Raw genomic sequence first — 23,464 nt, 5'->3', positions numbered from 1 at the left:
AATCACGCTCGTTGAATTGACGAGGCATGAAGGTTAATATTTTGTAGTCTTGAACATGCAGCAGCAGCTTCTCGAGCTGAGACCGTATATCCATGATGGGTAAACCCTCGCCCGTCACATACGATGCAAATACTTTTCTCAATAGCGTCAGCATCTTCTCATATTCACTATGAAGGGGAGAAACCTCCTGCTTTGCAGCTCCCTCCGCTCGAGGCTCCTCTTGCGTGTCCTCTTTGGTCTTCGAAGTGATTGTTCCGTAATCTACAGCAACTGACGTTACTAGAAATGCGTGCAAGATCTCAAGTTCCTTCGGCGTAATGACTTTGCCCTTTTGGAACAAAACTCCGCCTAACGGGGTGAGGACATCTTCTCCGATTTTATCTCCCAGCTTCAACTGAGATACATTTACCGCTGCCATCTGCTGTCCCCTCCCCTATGCTTATCCTGCTTCTGCATGTTACTGTCTGAAATTATTCGACCGGCGTTTCGCCTTCATTCTCTTCTTCGCCGTCTTCAAGGTTGTCATTCTCTTCGCTGCGAGCGACTCTAGTTACGGTTGCTACCGTATCGTCATCACGCGTATTGATGAGCTTGACGCCCTGCGTATTACGACCCATCGTCGAGATGCCTTCCATGCTCGTACGAATCAATGTTCCTAGAGCCGTCATAATCATAAGATCCTCATCGTTCTCAACGACTTTGAGCGATACGATCGGACCGTTCTTATCGGTAACGTTAAGCGTCTTGATGCCTTTTCCGCCGCGGTTCTGACTCCGATAATCGCTAACCGGCGTACGCTTGCCGTAACCTTTGGAGGTTACGATCAATACGTCCTTCTCCGGAACGATGACGTCCATATCGATAACCGTATCATCATCATCGAGCGCAATCCCTTTCACGCCTGTTGCGGAACGTCCCATCGAACGAACATCCTGCTCAGAGAAGCGAATGGACATCCCTTGGGCCGTACCCATAATGATCTCCTGGTTGCCGTCAGTCAGCTTCACTCCGATTAAGTCATCATCCTCACGAAGCGAGATTGCAATCAAGCCAACGCGGCGGATATTAATATAATCATCGAGCGGCGTTTTCTTAACGACACCTTGCCTTGTAGCGAAGAACAGATAATGATCCGGATCGAAATCTTGAACGGGGATAACGGCGTTGACCGTCTCGCCTTGTTCGATCTGAATCAAGTTAATAATCGGCGTTCCGCGAGCCGTACGGCTGAGATCTGGAATTTCATAAGCCTTCAGCTTATAAACTTTCCCTTTGTTCGTGAAGAACAGCAAGTAATGATGCGTGTTCGAGACGAATAGATGCTCAACGAAGTCATGCTCCTTCGTATCCATGCCGACTACGCCCTTGCCGCCCCGTTTCTGGCTGCGGTAAGTCGTTACAGGCAGACGCTTAATGTAGCCTGTATGTGTAATCGAGATAATAACATCCTCGCGAGGAATGAGATCCTCGTCCAATATTTCATCGTCGCTTGCCGTAATCTCGGTGCGGCGCTCATCGCCGAATCTATCCTTCAATTCCGCAAGCTCCGTGCTAATGATGTCCAATACGAGTTGCTCGTCGGCCAGAATCGCTTTGAACTCAGCAATTTTGCGCTGCAATTCCGCGTATTCCGCTTCGATCTTCTCGCGTTCCAAGCCAGTCAGACGTTGCAAACGCATATCCAGAATCGCTTGTGCTTGCTCTAAGCTCAGCGAGAAGCGCGAAATTAATCCTTCGCGTGCTTCGTCCGTCGTGCGCGAGCTGCGGATCAAAGCAATAACTTCATCCAGGTGGTCAAGCGCGATACGCAAGCCCTCCAAAATGTGAGCGCGCGCCTCTGCCTTCTTCAGATCGAACTCTGTACGGCGACGAATAACTTCGATCTGATGCTGGAGGTAGTGATAAAGCATTTCGCGTATATTAAGCGTGCGAGGCTCTCCATTAACGAGCGCCAGCATATTAATGCCGAAGTTCGTTTGCAGTTGCGTCTGTTTGTATAGATTGTTCAATACAACGCTTGGGTTAACGTCACGGCGAAGCTCAATGACGACCCGCATACCGTTCCGATCGGACTCATCGCGGAGATCGGTAATGCCCTCGATCTTCTTCTCGCGGACAAGCTCGGCGATCTTCTCGACAAGCCGCGCTTTAATAACTTGGTAAGGAAGTTCATGAACAATGATACGCGCCTTGTTGCCATTCTCTTCTATCGTTGCCCGAGCACGCATGGTAACGGAACCGCGTCCTGTCAGATAAGCCTGACGGATACCTTGATAACCCATAACGAAACCAGCCGTCGGGAAATCCGGGCCTTTTATAAATTCCATCAATTCGACCGGCGTAATATCCGGGTTGCGAATCAATGCTTGCACGCCATCGATGACCTCGTTCAAGTTATGAGGCGGGATGTTCGTTGCCATACCTACCGCAATACCGGTAACCCCGTTGACAAGAAGGTTCGGGTAACGAGCTGGCAATACGACCGGCTCTTTCTCTTCACCATCGTAGTTCGGTACGAAGTCGATCGTTTCTTTGTTGATATCGCGCAACAGCTCCATCGCAATCTTGGACAGCCTTGCTTCGGTATATCGCATCGCAGCTGCCATGTCGCCGTCAATGGAACCAAAGTTGCCGTGACCGTCGACGAGCATATAACGCATAGAGAAATCTTGAGCCATCCGGACCATTGATTCATAAACAGCAGAGTCGCCGTGCGGATGGTACTTACCGATAACCTCGCCTACGATTCTCGCTGATTTCTTATGCGGCTTGTCCGGCGACATGCCAAGCTCAGACATCGCGAACAAAATACGGCGATGCACAGGCTTAAGTCCGTCCCTTACATCGGGAAGAGCACGGCTAACGATGATACTCATCGCATAATCCATGAATGAATCCCGCATCTCCGTACCGATATCCCGATCCTTAACTGACAATCGTTGTTCTTCCGCCATGATTTACCTCCCTGACGTCATCTATAGCTAGTCCTAATCAACATAACCATTATATTACTTTCACAAATAGAGGGCTGCTAAACCCTATAAGCGCAAATAGAGAAAATGCTCATAAAAATAGGTTAATTACCGCTCTCCAGATGCTAAAAATCACCATAAAATAAACAGACCCAAACTTCATTATACCACTCATTCCAAAGTCTGTCTCCTGCCTCATTGGAAACGAAGAAGCGATTTTTATATCATCGATCTTCTTCTCCGGCTCGAGGAGATCATCGATATAAACTTTTGGAAAAATACCGAATCTGTGAAAGGAGATACGGACGTTGACCATTCAGCGCGTTAACAGCAAATGGGCCAAAACGCTCGTCTTGCTCAAATCAGACTATTTACGCCAATATATCCCGCTTACGAAGCTGTTCAGCCGCGAGACCGTCTACCGGATGCTTAATGAGTACGGCATGATTTATGTGAAGCCCATTAACGGTACGTTTGGCAAAGGAGTTATACGTGTCGAACGCACGACTGACTCGAACCGCAGCTATAAGTATCAGCAGGACACAGTCATCCACCACTATGCAAGCTTTGAAGATCTTTACAAAATGCTGCTGAAGCAGAAGAAAAATCGCAAATATATTGTCCAAAAAGGCATTCATCTGCTCCGTCACCAAAAGCGGCGCTTCGATATTCGGGTCATGGTCCAAAAAAACTTGCGCGGCGAATGGGAAGCGACGGGTATTATCGGGCGCCTCGCCCATCCAGCCAAAATCGTAACCAATTATCACAGCGGAGGAACTCCGATGCCGATCGATTCCTTAATGTCTGACCATGCCAGCCCTCAGCAAATCACGATCTACAAAAACAGACTCCAAAAGCTTAGCATTACGATTGCGAATCAATTAGTCGCCGCCTATCCGAATTTGAAGGAAATCGGCGTCGATATCGCTATCRATCATAAACTTCACCCTTGGATTCTTGAGGTTAATACGCGGCCCGATCTGCAAATCTTCCGTAAGCTCTCCGACCAGAATGTGTTTCACAAAATGTATCGTTATGCGGTAGCCTACGGGCGCTACAAGAGCTGAATAAAAGGAATAAGCAGCCTCTCACGGTGAACTGCACCCCATTTGTTAGAACGACTAACAATGGAGGGGCAGTCCACTTACAGATGGCTGCTTATTATTTATGAACTTGCTAGCCTATGACCGAATGTCCGGAAATGCTAGAAGTCTAAGTTTTTCACATATTTCGCGTACTTTTGGATGAAGTCGCGACGCGGTTCAACGTTATCGCCCATAAGCGTATCAAAGACGATATCCGCCTCCATCGCATCGTCGATCGTAACCTGGAGCATCGTACGGCTCTCCGGATCCATCGTCGTTTCCCATAGCTGCGTCGCATTCATCTCGCCCAAACCTTTGTAGCGCTGTACGTTAACCTTTACGCCTTCACCGAACTCGGCAATAATTTGGTCTCGCTCCTTCTCGGTCTGCGCATAACGAATGACTTTATTCCGTTCAACCTTGAACAATGGCGGTTGAGCGATGTAAATATAACCTGCTTCGATAATCTCCCGCATGTAGCGATAGAAGAATGTCAGCATGAGCGTACGAATGTGCGCGCCATCGACGTCGGCATCCGTCATGATGATGATTTTGTGATAACGAGCCTTCGCGAGATCGAAATCATCACTTATGCCAGTTCCAAGCGCGGTAATAATAGCCCGAATCTCAGCATTGCCGAGAATCCGATCCAGACGCGCCTTCTCAACGTTCAGAATCTTACCACGAAGCGGCAAGATAGCCTGGAAGTGACGATCACGTCCTTGCTTAGCCGATCCGCCGGCGGAGTCGCCTTCGACAATATACAATTCGCTGATCGAAGCGTCCTTGGATGAGCAGTCAGCCAGCTTACCCGGCAATGAACCGACCTCAAGCGCGCTCTTGCGGCGAGTCAGCTCGCGCGCTTTGCGCGCAGCTTCACGGGCGCGGGCAGCTTGCAGCCCCTTCTCGACGATTTTGCGCGATACGGAAGGATTCTCCTCAAGAAACTCTTGCAGCTTCTCGGCGAAGAACGATTCAACGATACCGCGAACCTCGCTGTTGCCGAGCTTCGTCTTCGTCTGTCCTTCGAACTGCGGCTCAGGAATCTTAACCGAAATGATCGCAGTCAAGCCTTCCCGTACGTCATCGCCCGAGAAGTTCGAGTCATTATCTTTAATCAGGTTCGTCTTACGGGCGTAATCGTTAATAATACGCGTGAGCGCACTCTTAAAGCCGGATTCATGCGTGCCGCCCTCATGCGTGTTGATGTTATTGGCGAACGAATAAATATTCTCAGCGTAGCTGTCGTTATACTGCAGCGCTACTTCAACCTGTATATAATCCTTCGAGCCCTCCACATAAATCGGTTTCTCGTGGAGCACCTCGCGGTTACGGTTTAAATACTCAACAAACTCGATAATACCGCCGTCATTCTTGAACGTATTAGATACGCCAGTACGCTCGTCGGTCAATACGATTTGGATGCCTTTATTCAAGAAAGCCAGCTCGCGGATACGCGATTGCAGGATCTCGTAATCATAGACGGTCGTATCTGTAAATATTTCAGGATCGGGCTGGAACGTTACCTGCGTGCCTGTCTCCGTGGACTCGCCGACGATCTTGACGTCATATTGCGGAGCGCCCTTGCGGTACTCCTGCTGATACACTTTGCCGTGAAGTTTAACTTGAACGACTACGAGCTCAGACAGTGCATTAACGACCGATACGCCAACGCCATGGAGACCGCCGGATACTTTATAGCCTTCGCCGCCGAACTTGCCGCCCGCATGCAGAACGGTCATAACGACCTCAAGCGTCGATTTCTTCAGCTTCGTATTCTCGCCTACCGGAATGCCGCGGCCGTTATCAATGACGGTGATGCTATTATTCTCGTGAACGATAACTTCGATTCGGTTACAGTAGCCTGCAAGAGCCTCGTCGATACTGTTATCGACAACTTCCCAAACAAGATGATGAAGACCTTTGCTGCTTGTGGAGCCGATGTACATCCCCGGACGTTTGCGTACTGCCTCTAAACCCTCCAGGACCTGTATCTGACTCTCGTCATACGTATGTTGTTCCAAAGACATGCAAGTTCACTGCTCCTCTCAACTGCTCTTCCTGATCGCCTTACCCGTTCGCCGCAAAATGATGTGCTCGTTTCTTCAACGTAGAGGATGATATGGGCGAATAATAAATCTTTTGCTTCGTCACGACGATTGATTTCGGCTCTTCCTCGCCAATCGTCTCGACATCCTTCCGCTTCCGTGCTCCCGCAACGAATTGCTTGGACAACTTGGAGGATTGCTCGATCGAAATATCAAAAATGGCTACTAGTTCCGCAGCCCGGATAATTTTCTCGCCGCCCAAATGGATATACATAACGTCCACCTCTCCTCTAATAGCGCCTTATCTCGTCACTCGGCCCTCTTGCACATGGTAGATGCCGGCATCTTGAAGCTTGGATAAATTCACGCTTTCAAGTCCGGTCGTCGTTATAAACGTTTGCACTTTGCTCTGAAACGTTTCGATGAGCTGCGTCTGCCGATTTTGGTCGAGTTCGGATAAGACGTCATCGAGGAGCAATAGCGGATATTCACCGATTTCCTCGTTAATGAGCTCGATTTCTGCCAATTTTAAAGATAAGGCCGTCGTTCGCTGTTGGCCTTGCGAGCCATAGGTTTGCGCTTCCTTGCCGTTAATAAAAAACGTCAAATCGTCGCGGTGCGGTCCCGCTAAAGTCACGCCTCTGCGAATCTCCTGATCTTTCACCTGTGTTAACTTTATCATAAATTGATCAAATAAAACAGATTCATCTTGAAGCGCGTCGGTGTCGAAGGAGGGGCAATATTCGATCGTGAGCTGCTCTGCGCCGCCTGTAATGCCTGCATGAATTTGCTCGGCGAACACTTGTAATTTATGTATAAAGTGTTTCCTTTTTTTCATGATTTTAACACCATGCTCCGCAAGCTGCATATTCCACACATCGAGCATCGTCTGATTAACGCTGCCGGGGCCTGCCGTCTTCAAGTAATTGTTGCGCTGCTGAAGCACTTTGCCGTATTGCTGGAGCGTATGCAAATAACCGGGCTGCACTTGTCCGATTTCCATATCGAGAAACCGTCTTCGTACCCCCGGCGTACCTTTTACAATTTCGAGATCCTCAGGCGCGAACATGACGACATTCACCGATCCGATGAAATCGCTCAGCTTGCGCTGCTCCAGACCGTTAATCCGTGCCTTCTTTCCTTGCTGCGTGAATGCGAGATCAAGCTTGACTGAGCCGTAGCGTTTATCTACCTCGCAGCTTAGGCGAGCGGAATCGGCTTCCCAGCCGATCAGCTCCTTGTCCTTCGACGTACGATGCGACTTCGACAGCGCCAGCACGAATATAGCTTCAAGCAGATTCGTCTTGCCCTGGGCGTTAGGCCCAAGAAATATATTCACCTTATTCGGCGTTTGCAGGTCAAGCTGACCGTAATTGCGATAATTTTGCAGTTGTATGCTCGTTAGAAACACGCTTCGTCCTCCCGGTTCGTTGATGCATTAGCTCCTAACAACCGTAAAGACGCCGCATCCTTCCACTTCTACGCGATCGCCGGCATAAAGTTTCCGTCCACGTCTGTTATCCGCTTCGCCATTAATGTGAACAGCCGTTTCCTGAAGAAAAAATTTTGCTTGTCCACCTGTGGATATACAATCCGACAGCTTCAGAAATTGTCCAAGCGCGATGTATTCGGTTTGAATGGAGATTTCCTTCACCCTAATGTCTCATTCCCTTCTTCGCTAGTGATTTCTCTACCTAGCCCGTTGTACGATACGGCAAAATGACGTACATGCTGTACTCATGGTCAAGCGGACGAATAATGATCGGGCTCATCGCTCCGGTGAATCCGATGAACAATTGCTCGCTGTCGATAACTTTAAGCACGTCGAGCATATATTTGGAGTTGAACGCGATACGCAGCGGTTCGCCATTGAACTGCTTCGCCTCAAGCTGCTCCGTTACACGGCCAAGCTCAGTTGAGCTCGACGAAATTTCGATGCTGCCATCCTCAAGCGTCATAAGGCGGACGATGTTCGTTTTTTCCTCACGCGACATCAAATAAGCGCGATCGATCGCGTCCATCACATTTTTTGTATCAAGAACAAGTTCTGTTTTGAACACTTGCGGAATAATTTTAGAAGTGTCGGGATAAGTCCCGTCCAATATACGCGAATAGAACAACACGTTGCCGATCTTGAACAGCACTTGATTGTCGGCGACAACGATATCGACGAGCATATTCTGCTCGGGAACAAGCTTCGACAGTTCCACGAGCGTTTTCGCGGAAATTACGATGTTGTTGAAACGGTAATCCGGATGCGTATCGACTTTCGCAGTACGGCTCGCAAGACGATGGCGGTCAGTTGCGACGAACTTGAGCTCGCCTTCGTTCAGATTCCACAAGACACCCGTCAAAATCGGCGTTTGTTCGCTTGTCGATGCAGCTAGTACGGATTGGCGAATCATCGCTTTTAATAAATCGCCAGGCATTTGGAATATTTCATTTTGCTCAATGGATGGCAGCACCGGGAACTCTTCTGGATCAAGTCCAACCATTTGAATTTCGGTAGCGCCTGAACGAATGATCGTTTGGTAGTGAGCGCCGACTTCGATGCTGACCTGGTCCGATGGGAGCTTTTTAACGATTTCCACAAAAAATTTGGCAGGCAATACGACATTGCCCGGTTTATCCACATGTGAAATAACGAATTGATCTCTTTCAACAGGTATGAAGCTTTGGATGGAGATATCGGTATCACTCGCTGTTAATGTTACACCTTGGTGCGTAACTTCAATCTTGATACCGCCAAGAATCGGAATTGTAGGGCGAGAGGACGCTGCTTTGGCAACCTGTTGGATAGCGTCGTTCAATTCATTTTTTGAGATCGTTAGTTTCATGATTACACTCCTAGCGTTTATATAGATTGAGCGATGCGAAATTTGGTTTTGACGGGCTTTCAACAGGCGGCGTTAGCCGTCTATATTTGATGATGTTTATTAAAGATTTTTAGTAGACGTAGTAGTAGGGGCACTGAATATGTGGATAACCCTGCGGAAAACCGATAAAGCAAGCCTATCCACATGTGCATAGCGTGTGCATAGGCTTGCTTGGTTGTTCACATATGATTTTTGATTTTTTCGGTTAAATTCTGAATGATCTTCGTAAGATCCTGATCCACTTTAAGCTGCTGTGAAATTTTCTCGTGCGCATGGATGACTGTCGTATGGTCGCGGCCGCCGAACGCCTCGCCGATCTTCGGCAATGAGAAGTCGGTAAGCTCGCGTGACAGGTACATCGCGATTTGGCGCGGATAGGCAACGGCTTTCGTACGCTTGCGGGCTTTGAATTCCTCCAGGCGCAGTCCGTAGAACTCTCCGACCTTAGCCTGAATGTCCTGCATCGTGATCATCCGCGGTCGGCTTGATGGAATAATATCCTTCAGCGCTTCGGCTGCCAGATGCGACGTAATATCGGCGTTGATCAAGGATGAATAGGCGACAACGCGGATAAGCGCCCCCTCAAGTTCCCGAATATTCGTATCGATCTGGTTGGCGATATACACCATCGCTTCGTTCGGAATATCAAGATTCTCAGCTTTCGCTTTCTTGCGCAGAATGGCGATTCGCGTTTCGAGATCAGGCGGTTGAATGTCGGTAATAAGTCCCCATTCGAACCGTGAACGCAGCCGTTCTTCGAGCGTTGGAATTTCTTTCGGCGGACGGTCACTAGAAATGACGATCTGCTTTCTTTCTTCATGCAGCGCATTGAAGGTATGGAAGAACTCCTCCTGCGTTTGCTCCTTGCCCGCTAGAAACTGAATATCATCGACGAGCAATACGTYGATATTGCGGTACTTCGTACGGAAGCTCTCGCCGCGATTGTCACGAATGGCGTTAATGAACTCGTTCGTGAACTTCTCGGATGATATATAGAGAACCTTCGTATTCGGATTATGGTCCATGATGTAGTGGCCGATCGCATGCATTAAGTGCGTCTTGCCGAGTCCAACACCACCATAAAGAAACAACGGATTGTACGCCTTGGCCGGCGCTTCAGCGACGGCGAGCGATGCCGCATGGGCGAACCGGTTGTTGGCTCCGATTACGAATGTATCAAACGTATATTTTGGGTTAAGCATATGGCTATGCGTTTCTTCTTGCGCAACCGGTGTTTGCACGGTCTTCGGCGGAAGCGAAATGATCGGTTCTGCGCTGCGCTGCTCTTCAATTGCAAATTGAACGTCCACCTGTCTGCCCAAAAATTCAAACAGTGTCGTTCTTATGAGCTTCGTATAGCGATTCTCCAGCCATTCGACAGCAAATGTTGTCGGGGCGGTTACTTCAAGTATGGAATCATCGACAAAAGAAGCCTTCGTCGCTTTGAACCAGGTGTCAAAGCTCGGCTTGCTTAATTTGGTCTGGATGATTGACAACACTTGCTGCCATAAATCATAGGTATGGCTGTCCACAGACTGTCACTCCTTATTCAACTCGCCTAAGTCGGCGCGGTTAAGCTAAACGTTGTCGAAAATCAGGGATTTATAACGAAAGCATCCACATTATGACGTAGATGAAGAAACTGAGTTATAAATAGGGGATGATTTTGTTCACAATGTTATCCACAGGTTGTTGATAAATATGAGGCTTCTACGATGTAATCCACATCAAAAACATAATAATCATAGCAAAAGATCCCTTATATTTCAACGAATTCGCTGATTTTATCCACATTCTCAACTGCTTGTGCATAGAAGTTATCTACAACACTACATATTGTTTATATCTTGTTATCATTTCGACAAAGTTCGTTACCGATCGAGAAAAATTGTGCACATGTTATTAGTTTTCTAGAATGAGCCGCATTTCATACGTTATCCACAATAAAAATCGGATAAAGCTTATTCCTGTATTTTGCATCGGCGAGGTACATTGACTTTTGACCGCCCACATGGTTTAATTAAAAAGGTGTTTTTTAAACAGAGAAGAAGTTATAACTGACACATTGATATATGTAATATAGGAGGTGCAGAACGATGAGACCTACATTTAAACCGAATGTAAGCAAACGCAGCAAAGTGCACGGCTTCCGCAAACGTATGAGCTCGAAAAACGGACGTAAAGTTTTGGCAGCGCGTCGTCAAAGAGGAAGAAAAGTACTGAGCGCATAAGCAGAAGACCACGTCCGGTGGTCTTCTTTTTTTTGTTTATACAAGCCCTATATTTTTCACGAAATGCAATGTCCTCTATATAGGAATAGGAGGACTGAGTCGTTTCGTCTCCAAATATAAGATTTTATAAGGTTTACACTTATAATTTGGCTTATATTTCACCGCGAAACGGTTACTACACCGCCATTGATCGGTGTAGGTCGTTTACGCTTGGGCTATACTTATTAGAAGAAATGAAAGAACGGTGGCCATAAGTCGTGCATAGAAAGTTGCGTCTGCGTAACCGCGGGGATTTCAGCCGGATCTATCGAGGCGGCAAATCATTCGCAAATGGACAATTTGTCGTATATTGGTCTAAACAGCCGGACGCGGATCCATTCCGCCTCGGTGTTTCGGCGAGCAAAAAAATCGGAAATGCGGTCATGCGCAATCGGATGAGGCGGATGGTTAAGGAGATCGTGCGCCACCAGGCTGATCGGATAGCCCCGAAGACGGATCTTATTCTTATTGTCAGGAAGCCGGCAACGGTCATGAAGATGAAGGAAATGGAGAAATCGGTGCTTCATGTGCTTAAGAAGGCAGGACTGCTGAAGAGTTTGGGCCAACCGCCTGTTAAGCGTAAGGAATAGCCTGTTTTCGGCTGAAAATGGACGTTCACTCAAAGTCGTTAAGAAAGCGCATGCACCTTGATGCTGCTTGTTTCTTTGTCCCATAAATTATGGTATAGTCTAGATTGACGAGCCTGTCGTAAAGCTGCTAATTCAATTGTCAAACGACGTTGGCTTGCTGTGCTTATCAAGTTATAGTCATATAGTTGAAACCCTAATGCTTCTTATTCAGTATTAGGGGAGTTGACTATTTGTTTATCTATAGGTAAGTATACGTTTTTCTCGTTATACTTCACCTATATTTCACTGCGAAACGTTGCTTTAGACGCCAAACATTGGCTTCAGCCGTTTACGCCTTGGGCAATGGCTCTTAGAGAGGAGTTTTCATGTTGTTTCGGAATTCAAAACGCAAATGGCTTCTAGTATTGGGGCTCGTCCTTGTTATGGGCGTGCTTGCAGGCTGTGGAGCTCCTACGAATCAGACGACGGAAACGGCTGATTTATTGAAGGGCAATTTTTGGGAGAAAAACGTCGTTTATTACTTCGCAATCACGCTCGATACGTTTGCCAAGTGGTTCGGTGATTCGTATGGTCTAGCTATATTGCTGCTGACGATTATTGTAAGAACGTTAATCCTTCCGCTGACACTTAAGCAATATCGAAGCTCGAAGGCGATGCAGGCGATTCAGCCTCAGATGGCTGAAATTAAGAAGAAGCATAAGGATAACCCGCAAAAACAGCAAGAAGAAACGATGAAGCTGTTCCAGCAGAATCAGGTCAATCCGATGGCGGGCTGCTTGCCGCTAATTGTGCAAATGCCTGTTTTCATCGCGCTCTACAATTCGATCTACAAAAACCCGGATATTCGCGAGCATACGTTTTTGTGGTTTGAGTTAGGCAAGAGTGCTAATGATGGCGGATGGACGTATTACCTGCTTCCATTACTCGCTGCCGCAACGACATTCATTCAGTCGAAAATGATGCAGAAGCAGCAAACGCAAACGATGCCGGGTATGGGCATGATGCTCACGATCTTCCCTGTATTAATCTTCGTTATGGCGATCAACTTCCCGTCGGCGCTTCCGCTGTACTGGGTATATAGCAACATCTATACAATCGTTCAAAACTACTTCCTGTACGTGCGTTCATCTGACAAGGGTAAGGGGGCCCTCGCGAAATGAAGAAAATCGTTGCATCAGGAAAGACGATAGACGATGCTGTGCGTAATGGTTTGACACAATTGCAAGTGACTGAAGACCGCGTGAAGAAGGTTGTGCTTGAACAGCCCACCAAAGGGTTGTTCGGATTGTTTGGCGCAAAGGAAGCGAAAGTTGAGCTTGAATTGATTCCGGATGCTACGGAAGAAGTTGAGAAGTTTCTACTGGAGATTGCCGGAACAATGGGGCTGCAAGTAAGCATCGATCGTAAGCAAACGAGAGAAGGGACGAGGCTGGCCGTTACGGGCAGCGGAGACCTTGGTATGCTGATTGGGCGTCGCGGACAAACGTTGGATGCGTTACAGTACTTGGTTAACATTGTGGCTAATCGTTATTCGGATAGTCATCTTCGAATCGTCCTTGATGCAGAGGATTTTCGCGAGCGCCGGCGCAAAACGCTGGAAGAGCTGTCGGAGCGCCTTGCGGGCAGAGTCATTCGGACCAAGAAGGAAGTTGTGCTTGAGCCGATGTCTCCGCATGAGCGCAAAGTCATTCATTCGCAATTGCAGAACCATCCTCGGGTGAAGACCTATAGCAAGGGCGACGAGCCGAATCGGAGAGTCGTGATCTCGCTTAGGTAATGCTAGTAGGCAGGCAACAAATAGATATTTAGATACGGTACGCAGCAATGGCTCCTATGGTCATTGCTGTTTTTCCATTTGAGAGGTGCTGACTTAAAGGTGATATTGGATACGATTGCGGCTATTTCGACGGCAGTCGGAGAGGGCGGCATTGCGATTATACGGATAAGCGGGCCTGATGCGATAAGCGGTACGGCTTCCATTTTTCAATCCAAAACAAGCTTGAACGATGTACAGTCGCATACGGTCAACTACGGACATATTATTGATCCTGCAACAGGTGAGCAGGTGGAAGAGGTGCTAGTGACCGTCATGCGCGGGCCGCGCTCCTTCACGGCTGAGGATGTTGTAGAGATTAATGCCCATGGCGGCGTAGTAGCGGTTAAACAGGTGCTTGATGTTGTGCTGCAGCTGGAGGGCTTCCGTACGGCGGAGCCGGGGGAGTTCACGAAGCGGGCGTTCCTGAACGGACGCATTGATCTGATGCAGGCCGAGGCAGTTATCGACTTAATTCGTTCGAAGTCGGACCGGGCATTCTCGGTAGCAAGGAAGCAGGCTGAGGGCGCACTGTCGAAGCAGATTAAGGCGCTTAGGCAAACGGTTATTGAGCTGCTAGCCCATATAGAGGTTAATATTGATTACCCCGAGCATGATGTTGAAGATTTAACGAGTGCTTATATACGAGAGCAATGCGGCTCTGCGATTGAGTCAATCGGGAAGTTGTTAAAAACGGCAAACGAAGGCAAAATATTACGAGAAGGTATATTGACCGCTATCGTTGGACGCCCGAATGTTGGAAAGTCTTCGCTCATGAACGTACTGACGCAAGAGAACAAGGCGATTGTCACCGATATACCGGGTACGACTCGTGATGTGATCGAGCAATTCGTTACGTTAAACGGCATTCCGCTTCGCCTGCTCGATACGGCGGGTATTCGCGATACGGAGGATGTCGTCGAGAAGATTGGTGTTGAGCGTTCGCGTTCAGCGCTGGAGGAAGCGGAGCTGATCTTGCTCGTTCTGAATTATAATGAACCTTTGCAGCCCGATGATCGCGAATTATTGGAGCAATTAGCTGGTCGTTCTGTCATTGTTATCCTGAATAAGACTGACTTGCCGCATCAATTAGAAATTGAGGTGGTGGAGCAGTTCGTTTCGGCCGATTCGATCGTACGAATGTCGGTGCTTGAAGAGCGTGGACTCGATCGATTGGAGCGGGCGATTAGCGAAATGTTTTTTGAAGGACAGCTTGAAGCGAATGATCTGACATATGTAAGCAATGTTCGGCATATTTCTTTGCTGAAGCGCGCGAATCAATCGCTCGTCGATGCCATTGAGGCGTCGAATATGGGAATTCCGATAGATGTTATACAGATTGATGTGCGGTCGGCCTGGGAGTCGCTTGGCGAGATTCTTGGCGATGAAGTAGGCGATTCATTAATTGATCAAATCTTTTCACAGTTCTGTTTAGGGAAGTAGGGATAAATAATGGGTTATTTAGCTGGTGAATTTGATGTTATCGTTATTGGAGCTGGTCACGCGGGCTGCGAGTCAGCGCTTGCTTCGGCAAGGATGGGCTGCAATACGCTGCTCTTAACGATTAACCTGGATATGGTGGCATTCATGCCTTGCAATCCGTCTATCGGCGGACCGGCGAAAGGCCATGTCGTGCGCGAGATTGATGCATTGGGCGGCGAGATGGGACGCAATATCGACAAAACGTTTATTCAAATGCGGATGCTGAATACGGGTAAGGGGCCGGCTGTTCATGCTCTGCGTGCGCAAGCAGATAAATTCTCCTATCAGCATACGATGAAGAAAACGATTGAAGAGACCGATAATCTGACATTGAGACAAGGGATGGCAGAGGAGATTATTGTCGAAGAAGGCAAAATTGTCGGCATTACAACGAAGACAGGCGCAGAGTATCGTGCACGCGCTGTTATCGTTACAACAGGCACGTACTTGCGCGGCAAAATCATTATGGGTGAGCTTATGTATGAAAGCGGCCCGAACAACCAGCAGCCTTCCGTAAGGCTGTCCGCGAGTCTGAAGGAGCACGGGTTCGAGCTTGTCCGATTCAAGACGGGTACGCCGCCGCGCGTCCATAAGGATACGATTGATTTCTCCAAGACGGAAATTCAGCCTGGCGACGAGTCGCCGAAGTTCTTCTCCCATGAGACGGAATCGTCGGATAACGAACAGTTGCCTTGTTGGCTGACGTACACATCTGAAGCAACGCATAAGATTATCAATGATAACTTACACCGCGCGCCGATGTTCTCAGGTGCGATCGAAGGCACTGGGCCGCGCTATTGCCCATCTATTGAAGATAAAATTGTCCGCTTTGCAGATAAACCGAAGCATCAGATTTTCCTTGAGCCAGAAGGCAAGCACACGTCGGAATATTACGTCCAAGGGTTATCCACAAGTATGCCTGAGGATGTACAACTCGGGATCTTACGATCAATCCCAGGATTGGAAAATGTTGAGATGATGCGTAACGGTTACGCAATTGAATACGATGCGGTAGTACCGACACAGCTATGGCCATCCCTGGAGACAAAGGTCGTTGATGGGTTATTCACAGCTGGACAAATCAACGGAACTTCCGGTTATGAAGAAGCAGCAGGACAAGGGATCATTGCGGGTATTAATGCAGCGCGCAAAGTACAAGGCAAAGAGCCTGTAATTATTGATCGTTCGCAAGGTTATATCGGTGTTATGATCGATGATCTCGTAACGAAAGGGACGAATGATCCTTATCGATTGCTGACATCTCGTGCCGAATATCGCCTGTTGCTTCGCCACGATAATGCGGATCTTCGTCTTACACCTATCGGTCATGAGATCGGTCTTATTTCAGAAGAACGGTATGCCAAGTTCCTTCGCAAGAAAGAGCTGGTTGAGCTTGAGATTGAACGGTTGAAGTCGACGAAAGTGAAACCAGACGATGTGCTTGAGATGCTGACAGCTGCTGGATCGACTCCAATGACGAATGGTGCCGATGCGTTGTCGCTGTTAAGAAGACCTGAAATCACGTATGCAATGGTGGAGTCGGTTGTACCTTCATCGGAACATGAACTGACGGAAGAGATGAAAGAGCAAGTTGAGATCCAAATTAAATATGCAGGATATATCGAGAAGCAGCTGATTCAAGTAGAGCGTCTTAATAAAATGGAGAAGAAACGTATCCCGGATGATATCGAATATAGCCAGGTTCATGGTCTTGCTTCCGAGGCGAAGCAGAAGCTGGCTGTTATTCGTCCACTGTCTATCGGGCAGGCTTCGCGGATTGCCGGCGTAACGCCAGCGGATATCTCTATCTTGCTTGTATATCTTGAGCATTATAATCGCGTAATAGCGGCGAGAGGATAGTTAAGCTTATGGATCAAACGTTGCAATGGTTTACATCACGTATGGAGGAGAGCGGAATCACGCTCTCTCCACTACAGCTTGAGCAATTCGACACCTATTTCCGTTTGTTAGTGGAATGGAACGAAAAGATGAATTTGACGGGCATAACGGAAAGGGACGCCGTATACGAGAAACATTTTTACGATTCGGCGTCGCTTTCTTTTTTTGTAAATATAGATAAGGTTGAGAGGATAGCCGATATTGGTTCCGGCGCAGGCTTCCCAAGTATTCCACTTAAAATTTGTTTCCCTCATCTTAAAGTGACAATCGTTGATTCATTGAACAAGCGGATCCAGTTTCTTAATTTTCTAGTGGAGCAATTAGGTGTTTCGGATGTTTCCTGTGTTCATGGTCGTGCTGAAGATATTGCGAAGCTGCCAGAGCATAGAGACAGCTATGATCTAGTTACCGCAAGAGCGGTCGCAAGATTGAATGTATTAAATGAGTTTTGTTTACCCTTCGTTCGYAAAAACGGACTATTCGCTGCTATGAAAGGCTCCCAGTCGGAGGAAGAGGTGCGAGAGGCGTCATTCAGCTTGCGTGAGCTTAAGGCGAAGATTAAAGTTCAGCATCAGCTGCAGCTTCCGAATGAACAATCGGAACGACATATCGTCATTATAGAGAAGCTCGACGCGACTCCTCGTAAATACCCAAGAAAAGCAGGAACACCACTTAAGCAGCCGCTTATTGGTTAAGATGTAGTGATGAATGTTTCACGTGGAACATTCAAAATGATCTGCTGAGCATTTATACATTTATATGGAATTGAACGATTATCAAGCAGGAGATAGACCTCATTAAGTCGAATTATAATGTTATGGATGTAATGGACGTGATATAAGCTTGTTGGCTCGTAGTTGCGACAGTTTCTAACGCTTAACATCACAATAGAGGAGGAAGCTCCGCTTATACCATGACTATAGTTGATTAAGCTAGATTGCTTAACGCTTAACTAATGGATAGTCTGGAGCATCCAATCCTGCTGTTAAAGCGAGTTTATTGCAAAAACCTTCAAATCTATCATTCTTTCATGTCGTCCCTCAAGCATTTCTACCAATCAGTAGGTTTATTATTCAGAGCATGATTCATTCTAAGTCCTATGACTACAGGATTGATTGATCGTGCTTGATGATGCCTGGTAATAGGTTTATAATTAAACTTTACAGGATAATCATCATCAATGAAATGTGGTTCCCTACGTAAAAATGGTAGCGTGATAGCAAGAAAATAGGATAGTTTGGAAGGTTTATCTCATGATCGGGTGGTAATTATCGATATGAAAGAACAATTTTCTCGTTTATTCGGCTTATCCGAGCAGCGCATCGCGCAAGAAGAGGTTCGTCAGATTCCGATTCAGGATATTGATGCGAGCCCATTCCAGCCACGTACGATCTTCGATGATGATCGTATTGATGAATTATGCCAAACGATTAAGACTCATGGTGTTATTCAACCTATTGTGGTCCGTATGCGTAATGGCAGGTATGAAATTATTGCTGGAGAACGCCGTTGGCGTGCTGTAACTAAGCTCGGGTACGATACGATTCCAGGCATTGTGCGAGAATTCAATGATTCCCAGACGGCTTCAATTGCTCTTATTGAGAACTTGCAACGTGAAGGGTTAACCGCTATAGAAGAAGCGATAGCCTATCAGAAGCTAATTGAATTGCATGAATTAACGCAAGAAAGCTTGGCGCAGCGGCTTGGCAAAAGTCAATCAACCATCGCTAATAAGCTTAGATTGTTGGCGTTAAGTGACACCATCAAGCAAGCGCTAGCGGAACGAAAAATTACAGAACGACATGCCCGCGCACTTCTTTCCTTGGATAATGAAGAGCTGCAGCATAAAGTTTTKGACGAAATACTAACTAAAGATTTGAATGTGAAGCAAACTGAGGTTCGAATCGCCTTTTTGAAAGAGTCGACGAAGCTGAAGAAAGCTAAGCGCATATCGTTCACGAAAGATGTACGTCTTGCGTTGAATACGATCCGTCAATCGATTGAGATGGTATCTGGTTCAGGTCTGCAAATTAAGACGAACGAGAAGGATCATGACGATCATTATGAAATCGTCATCCAAATTCCAAAAAGATAGCAATGATCGATACTTATATTCGTTATAAAATGATACATATAGCTGCTTGGCACGGTTACGCAATGCAGCAATGAATCATGCTCGATGCCGCCCTCGCTGAGGGCGGCGATGCCATTTGTAGCCGTATTTTCAACAATGTAGAGGCACAAGTATTTCGCTTGTGTATGGTTTTTTATAATAGTTTTGCATAAGAGGTGAGACAGTTTTGTCCAAAATAATTGCTATTGCCAATCAGAAGGGCGGTGTCGGTAAGACGACTACGTCCGTTAATTTGGCTGCATGTCTAGCGTCGTTGGGTAGAAGGGTATTGCTCGTTGATATAGATCCCCAAGGAAACACAACGAGCGGGCTTGGCATCAACAAGGCGGATGTAGCCAATTGTATTTATGATGTGCTTATTAATGAAGTCCATCCTAAGGATGCTATGGTGGAAACGAACGTTCCTGGCTTAAAAATCATTCCTGCAACCATACAGCTAGCAGGTGCTGAGATTGAATTAGTACCTACGATCTCGCGTGAGCTTAGACTTAAGAAGTCTTTGCACATGGTCAAAGATCAGTTCGACTATATTCTTATCGATTGCCCACCGTCATTGGGTATATTGACGATTAACTCATTAACGGCAGCTGACTCCGTTCTGATTCCAATTCAATGCGAGTATTATGCGCTTGAAGGTCTGAGCCAATTATTGAATACAGTTCGACTTGTTCAGAAACATCTTAATACGACACTTCAAATTGAAGGCGTATTACTTACGATGCTTGATGCAAGAACCAATCTTGGCATTCAAGTCATCGAAGAAGTCAAAAAGTATTTTCAGCAAAAGGTGTACCAAACCATCATTCCGCGCAACGTGCGTCTGAGCGAAGCTCCTTCACACGGGCAAGCGATTATCACCTACGACCCACGATCCAAAGGCGCGGAAGTTTATCTTGAACTCGCGAAGGAAGTGATAACGTATGAGCAAGCGGCTAGGTAGAGGATTAGACGCACTAATACCATCGCTATCTGTCAATGATGACGATAAGGTCATTGATGTATCGTTAGCACAGCTACGACCGAATCCATATCAACCGCGTAAAACGTTTGATGAGGATTCCATTAAGGAATTAGCTGAATCCATTAAGCAGCATGGCGTTATTCAGCCGATCATCGTTCGCACTGTGCTTAAGGGATATGAGATTATTGCAGGGGAGAGACGTTTCCGTGCATCTCAGCTTTGCGGCAACACAACCGTTCCTGCAGTAGTAAGAAGCTTCTCCGATCAGCAGGTAATGGAGATTGCCCTCATCGAGAACCTTCAACGTGAAGATCTGAATGCGATTGAGACAGCTATTGCTTATCAAGCGCTTATGGATAAGTTCAAGTTAACGCAAGAAGAGTTGTCAATGAAGGTAGGCAAATCTCGTTCCCATATTGCAAACTTCGTTCGACTGTTAAGCCTTCCGACGGAAATCAAAGATAATGTTTCACGTGGAACAATATCAATGGGTCATGCGAGGGCGTTGGTCGGTATTAAGGACGAAGTGATTCAGAGAGAATTCGCTGATCGCATCGTAAGTCAAGAGTGGACTGTTCGTGATCTTGAAGAAGCGATACAGAAGCTTGATGCCAAGCAACCGGAAAGCAAAACGAAGCTTAGCCAGAAAAAACGCGATCCGTATATCGATCATTTGGAAGAATCTTTGCGAGATCGGTTTAAGACGACAGTGAAGATTAAGCAGCAAAAGGATAAAGGTAAAATCGAGCTCCAATACTATAGCAAACAGGATTTGGAACGACTATTGGAGCTGCTTCAATACATGGCATAATACCTKCTGAACAATGGCATACCCGAGTTGTAATCTTCGATTTGAAAGATTAAACTAAGGTATGCCATTGTTATGCCTTAAAAGGTATATTAGTAACGAATTTTATAGAAGGAAGTGATTGGAGTGGGGAATGGCGAACAGCCGCTCATATATTTAGATCATGCCGCTACCTCGTGGCCTAAACCGCCACAGGTGACAGACGCGGTTGTACAGGCTATGCTCCATGATGCTGCTAATCCAGGGAGAGGCAGTCATGCGATGGCGGTAAGAGCTAGTCGCGTATTGTTCGATACACGCAAGCAGCTTGCCAAACTGTTTAATATAAAAAACCCAAATGACATCGCATTCGCTTCCAATACAACGATGGCGCTAAATATGGCGATTAAAGGATGGGTTAAGCCAGGTGACCATGTCATTACGACATCCGTTGAACATAATTCAGTAAGAAGACCTCTATATTATTTAGAGCAAACGATTGGCATTGAAGTGACGTATGTAGAAGGGGACGAACGAGGGAACATTAATATTGACGATGTAGCCGCAGCGATACAGTCCAATACAACGTTAGTCGTTGCTAATCACAGTTCGAACCTGCTCGGAACGATTATACCCATAGATAAGATAGCTGAGTTGACGAAAAGCAAAGGCATAAAGCTTCTTGTAGATGCAGCRCAAAGCGCAGGTATTCTTCCGGTGGACGTAAGAGGGATGGGTATTGATCTGCTGGCATTTCCAGGACATAAAGGATTGCTTGGCCCACAGGGCACAGGAGGCTTGTATATCGATCCTGAGGTGGATCTGGTGCCATTGCTGCATGGCGGCACTGGAAGCCAGTCTGAGGCGCGTGAACAGCCTCAGGTAAGGCCGGATCGGTATGAAGCGGGCACGCAGAATACGCCAGGCCTAGCAGGGCTTAGAGCCGGCGTACAGTATGTGTTGAATGAGACAGTACAGAACATCCATACTAAAGAATGGACGCTCGCTCAGCGAATGATGGAGGGGCTAAGTACAGTGCCGGGGTTGAAGCTGTTAGGTCCAAAGCTTGGGGAGCAGCGTACAGGAATTGTTGCTTTTATTATAGATGGAATTGATCCGTCTGAGTTGTCCTTCATACTTGATCAGCATTATAGCATTGCAGTAAGGGCGGGTTTCCACTGTACGCCGCTCGCACATGCATGCGCCGGAACAACATCTACAGGTGCAATAAGAGCAAGTGTAGGCTTGTTCACAACTGAGGATGAAGTCGATGCCTTGACGAATGCGATGACGGAGATAACGAAGAACTACGGATTGTAGAATTAAAATGGGGGCGGAAGACAACCATGGAAGACTGGACGACAAATCCGATGAATGCAGTAACGGCAGTAGTTGCTTTATTCGTTATTATTTTATTCATTTGGATCGCGGTGCTTGGCAGTAGGTTGAAACGATTAAGGAAACAATATACTGAAGTGATGGGGAATACGGGCATAACAAACTTCGAAGATGTAATCGTTGAAATGAAGGATGGGCTGAACAAACAAGCCCAAACGATTGAACGTTTGCAGACGCAGCTCGCTACAGTAGAGCAAGCGCTGCCTCAGCAGAAGGGCAGAGTAGGTGTGCTTCGTTATAATGCATTCGCAGAGCAGGGAAGCGACTTAAGCTTCTCCATCGCCATAGTGAATGAATCCAATGACGGGGCTGTACTATCGGGCATTCATAGCAGAGAAAATACGTACGTGTATGCCAAACCAATTGAGAAGGGCGAGTCCCCGTATCCGCTAACACCTGAAGAACGAAAAGCGATTCAGACAGCGAAGTAATAAGGGCCACACAGCGGTTTTATGGACTCCTATCATTTATAGATGCAAATGGGATGTGTATTCGGAGGCAGCGGTTTGTTCACGGGTACTGGACGCAATATGAACTGAATTAGCTACAGCGGTAAATAAGCTTAACGAAATGATGTCTGCCATCTTCATAACCAGGTGCAAGCGAGTGTTCTGCAGGACAAAATACTCCATGAACCCGCCAACATTAACGATGCCCGTAATATGCATATCGCCAACAGGAGGCAGGTCTTTGTTCACGCCGGCGCCTGGACGAACCGGACCAGAGCCGACTTGTATAGAGCCAACGCTCGATACTTGGCCGAGGCAGGCATCAATGCCGATAATGAAGGGCTTATGGAATCGGCGATTGATTTCTAGAAGAGTTTCTTCTAGATTCATGGCATGAACGGGTTCTTCCAGCGTACCGAACAAGGCATAATGAGGGCTTCTGAATTTGGACAAGGAAGTGCCGATAAGCGGACCTAGCGAATCGCCGGTCGAGCGGTCAGTACCGACGCATACAATAACAAGAGGGCGTTTGCCAGCCTGTTCATCGAGCATTGAGGTTATCCGGTTAACGAGCAGCCCGACTACATTMGCGGTCGTGTAAGGTACCTTCAAAGGTGTTTCCTTCATAAATGGTAGCTTCATAGAATCCCTCCGCTAATTGCAAATATGATACTAGTATATGGATAGGACAACCATTTTA

General features: G+C 47.0%; 22 protein-coding genes (1 of these 22 running past the window's edge). 13 read left to right on the top strand and 9 right to left on the bottom strand.

All coding sequences use genetic code 11. The features are described 5' to 3' along the window. Both AB4Z33_RS10465 and gyrA read right to left on the bottom strand, forming a co-directional pair. On the bottom strand, nt 1-418 hold the 5' portion of the coding sequence (locus tag AB4Z33_RS10465; RefSeq protein ID WP_442049871.1) for an HD-GYP domain-containing protein. 656 nt of this gene lie to the left of the window's left edge; 418 of the gene's 1,074 nt are visible here — the first part of the coding sequence; it begins with the start codon at nt 416-418; its stop codon lies off the left edge, out of view. Nucleotides 419-470: 52 nt separating this feature from the next. Next, nucleotides 471-2,954, bottom strand: a complete 2,484-nt coding sequence (gene gyrA / locus AB4Z33_RS10460; RefSeq protein ID WP_442049870.1) for a DNA gyrase subunit A — start codon at nt 2,952-2,954, stop codon at nt 471-473. 326 nt (nt 2,955-3,280) lie between these two features. On the opposite strand from gyrA, the gene AB4Z33_RS10455 reads away from it, so the two are divergent. After that, nucleotides 3,281-4,039, top strand: coding sequence for a YheC/YheD family protein (locus tag AB4Z33_RS10455; protein WP_442049869.1), 759 nt, complete (start codon nt 3,281-3,283; stop codon nt 4,037-4,039). Nucleotides 4,040-4,176: 137 nt separating this feature from the next. On the opposite strand, the gene gyrB is transcribed toward AB4Z33_RS10455, so the two are convergent. The 6 genes from gyrB to dnaA all read right to left on the bottom strand — a co-directional run bounded on the left by gyrB (nt 4,177) and on the right by dnaA (nt 10,513). Continuing rightward, nucleotides 4,177-6,087: a DNA topoisomerase (ATP-hydrolyzing) subunit B gene (gyrB, locus tag AB4Z33_RS10450; protein ID WP_442049868.1), complete on the bottom strand. Its 1,911-nt coding sequence runs from the start codon at nt 6,085-6,087 to the stop codon at nt 4,177-4,179. Between the two features lie 40 nt (nt 6,088-6,127). Further along, nucleotides 6,128-6,379, bottom strand: coding sequence for an extracellular matrix regulator RemB (gene remB, locus AB4Z33_RS10445; protein ID WP_012772007.1), 252 nt, complete (start codon nt 6,377-6,379; stop codon nt 6,128-6,130). A gap of 27 nt (nt 6,380-6,406) precedes the next feature. Beyond that, nucleotides 6,407-7,516 (bottom strand): DNA replication/repair protein RecF, encoded by a 1,110-nt coding sequence (recF, locus tag AB4Z33_RS10440; protein WP_442049867.1) that lies wholly within the window; start codon nt 7,514-7,516, stop codon nt 6,407-6,409. A gap of 27 nt (nt 7,517-7,543) precedes the next feature. Further along, nucleotides 7,544-7,759, bottom strand: coding sequence for a S4 domain-containing protein YaaA (gene yaaA / locus AB4Z33_RS10435; RefSeq protein WP_337103829.1), 216 nt, complete (start codon nt 7,757-7,759; stop codon nt 7,544-7,546). A 40-nt stretch (nt 7,760-7,799) separates the two neighbouring features. Further along, a complete protein-coding gene (dnaN, locus tag AB4Z33_RS10430) occupies nt 7,800-8,942 on the bottom strand; it encodes a DNA polymerase III subunit beta (protein ID WP_442049866.1) in 1,143 nt (380 codons plus the stop codon). Nucleotides 8,943-9,160: 218 nt separating this feature from the next. Continuing rightward, nucleotides 9,161-10,513: a chromosomal replication initiator protein DnaA gene (dnaA, locus tag AB4Z33_RS10425; protein ID WP_442049865.1), complete on the bottom strand. Its 1,353-nt coding sequence runs from the start codon at nt 10,511-10,513 to the stop codon at nt 9,161-9,163. 564 nt (nt 10,514-11,077) lie between these two features. Between dnaA and rpmH the strand changes: the two genes are divergently transcribed. The 12 genes from rpmH to AB4Z33_RS10365 all read left to right on the top strand — a co-directional run bounded on the left by rpmH (nt 11,078) and on the right by AB4Z33_RS10365 (nt 22,746). After that, nucleotides 11,078-11,212, top strand: coding sequence for a 50S ribosomal protein L34 (rpmH, locus tag AB4Z33_RS10420; protein ID WP_307204190.1), 135 nt, complete (start codon nt 11,078-11,080; stop codon nt 11,210-11,212). A gap of 257 nt (nt 11,213-11,469) precedes the next feature. Further along, entirely contained in the window at nt 11,470-11,841 is a 372-nt protein-coding gene (rnpA, locus tag AB4Z33_RS10415; RefSeq protein WP_337103832.1) for a ribonuclease P protein component, read from the top strand. 365 nt (nt 11,842-12,206) lie between these two features. After that, entirely contained in the window at nt 12,207-13,001 is a 795-nt protein-coding gene (locus tag AB4Z33_RS10410) for a YidC/Oxa1 family membrane protein insertase (protein WP_337103833.1), read from the top strand. Further along, nucleotides 12,998-13,618: an RNA-binding cell elongation regulator Jag/EloR gene (gene jag, locus AB4Z33_RS10405; protein ID WP_442049864.1), complete on the top strand. Its 621-nt coding sequence runs from the start codon at nt 12,998-13,000 to the stop codon at nt 13,616-13,618. Before AB4Z33_RS10410 ends, jag begins: the two co-directional genes overlap by 4 nt. A gap of 99 nt (nt 13,619-13,717) precedes the next feature. Then, the gene (gene mnmE, locus AB4Z33_RS10400; RefSeq protein ID WP_442049875.1) at nt 13,718-15,097 is read left to right on the top strand and encodes a tRNA uridine-5-carboxymethylaminomethyl(34) synthesis GTPase MnmE; all 1,380 of its coding nucleotides are present in this window, start codon (nt 13,718-13,720) and stop codon (nt 15,095-15,097) included. A 9-nt stretch (nt 15,098-15,106) separates the two neighbouring features. Continuing rightward, nucleotides 15,107-16,996: a tRNA uridine-5-carboxymethylaminomethyl(34) synthesis enzyme MnmG gene (gene mnmG / locus AB4Z33_RS10395; protein WP_442049863.1), complete on the top strand. Its 1,890-nt coding sequence runs from the start codon at nt 15,107-15,109 to the stop codon at nt 16,994-16,996. An 8-nt stretch (nt 16,997-17,004) separates the two neighbouring features. After that, nucleotides 17,005-17,730, top strand: coding sequence for a 16S rRNA (guanine(527)-N(7))-methyltransferase RsmG (gene rsmG / locus AB4Z33_RS10390; RefSeq protein ID WP_442049862.1), 726 nt, complete (start codon nt 17,005-17,007; stop codon nt 17,728-17,730). A 581-nt stretch (nt 17,731-18,311) separates the two neighbouring features. After that, complete coding sequence (gene noc, locus AB4Z33_RS10385; protein WP_442049861.1) at nt 18,312-19,130, top strand: nucleoid occlusion protein; 819 nt, start codon at nt 18,312-18,314, stop codon at nt 19,128-19,130. A gap of 205 nt (nt 19,131-19,335) precedes the next feature. Continuing rightward, nucleotides 19,336-20,109: a ParA family protein gene (locus tag AB4Z33_RS10380; protein ID WP_337103838.1), complete on the top strand. Its 774-nt coding sequence runs from the start codon at nt 19,336-19,338 to the stop codon at nt 20,107-20,109. After that, on the top strand, nt 20,090-20,941 hold the full coding sequence (locus tag AB4Z33_RS10375; RefSeq protein ID WP_337103839.1) for a ParB/RepB/Spo0J family partition protein: 852 nt from the start codon (nt 20,090-20,092) through the stop codon (nt 20,939-20,941). The genes AB4Z33_RS10380 and AB4Z33_RS10375 overlap by 20 nt, the downstream gene beginning before the upstream one ends. A 123-nt stretch (nt 20,942-21,064) precedes the next feature. Then, nucleotides 21,065-22,237, top strand: coding sequence for an aminotransferase class V-fold PLP-dependent enzyme (locus AB4Z33_RS10370; RefSeq protein WP_442049860.1), 1,173 nt, complete (start codon nt 21,065-21,067; stop codon nt 22,235-22,237). A gap of 26 nt (nt 22,238-22,263) precedes the next feature. Continuing rightward, complete coding sequence (locus tag AB4Z33_RS10365) at nt 22,264-22,746, top strand: DUF4446 family protein (RefSeq protein ID WP_442049859.1); 483 nt, start codon at nt 22,264-22,266, stop codon at nt 22,744-22,746. A 36-nt stretch (nt 22,747-22,782) separates the two neighbouring features. On the opposite strand, the gene yyaC is transcribed toward AB4Z33_RS10365, so the two are convergent. Continuing rightward, entirely contained in the window at nt 22,783-23,406 is a 624-nt protein-coding gene (gene yyaC / locus AB4Z33_RS10360; protein ID WP_442049858.1) for a spore protease YyaC, read from the bottom strand. Between the last annotated feature and the right edge of the window lie 58 nt (nt 23,407-23,464).

Origin of the sequence: Paenibacillus sp. 2TAB19 (genome assembly GCF_052115185.1) — a bacterium.
Classification (GTDB): domain Bacteria; phylum Bacillota; class Bacilli; order Paenibacillales; family Paenibacillaceae; genus Pristimantibacillus.
This window is presented reverse-complemented; position numbering and strand designations above follow the sequence as displayed.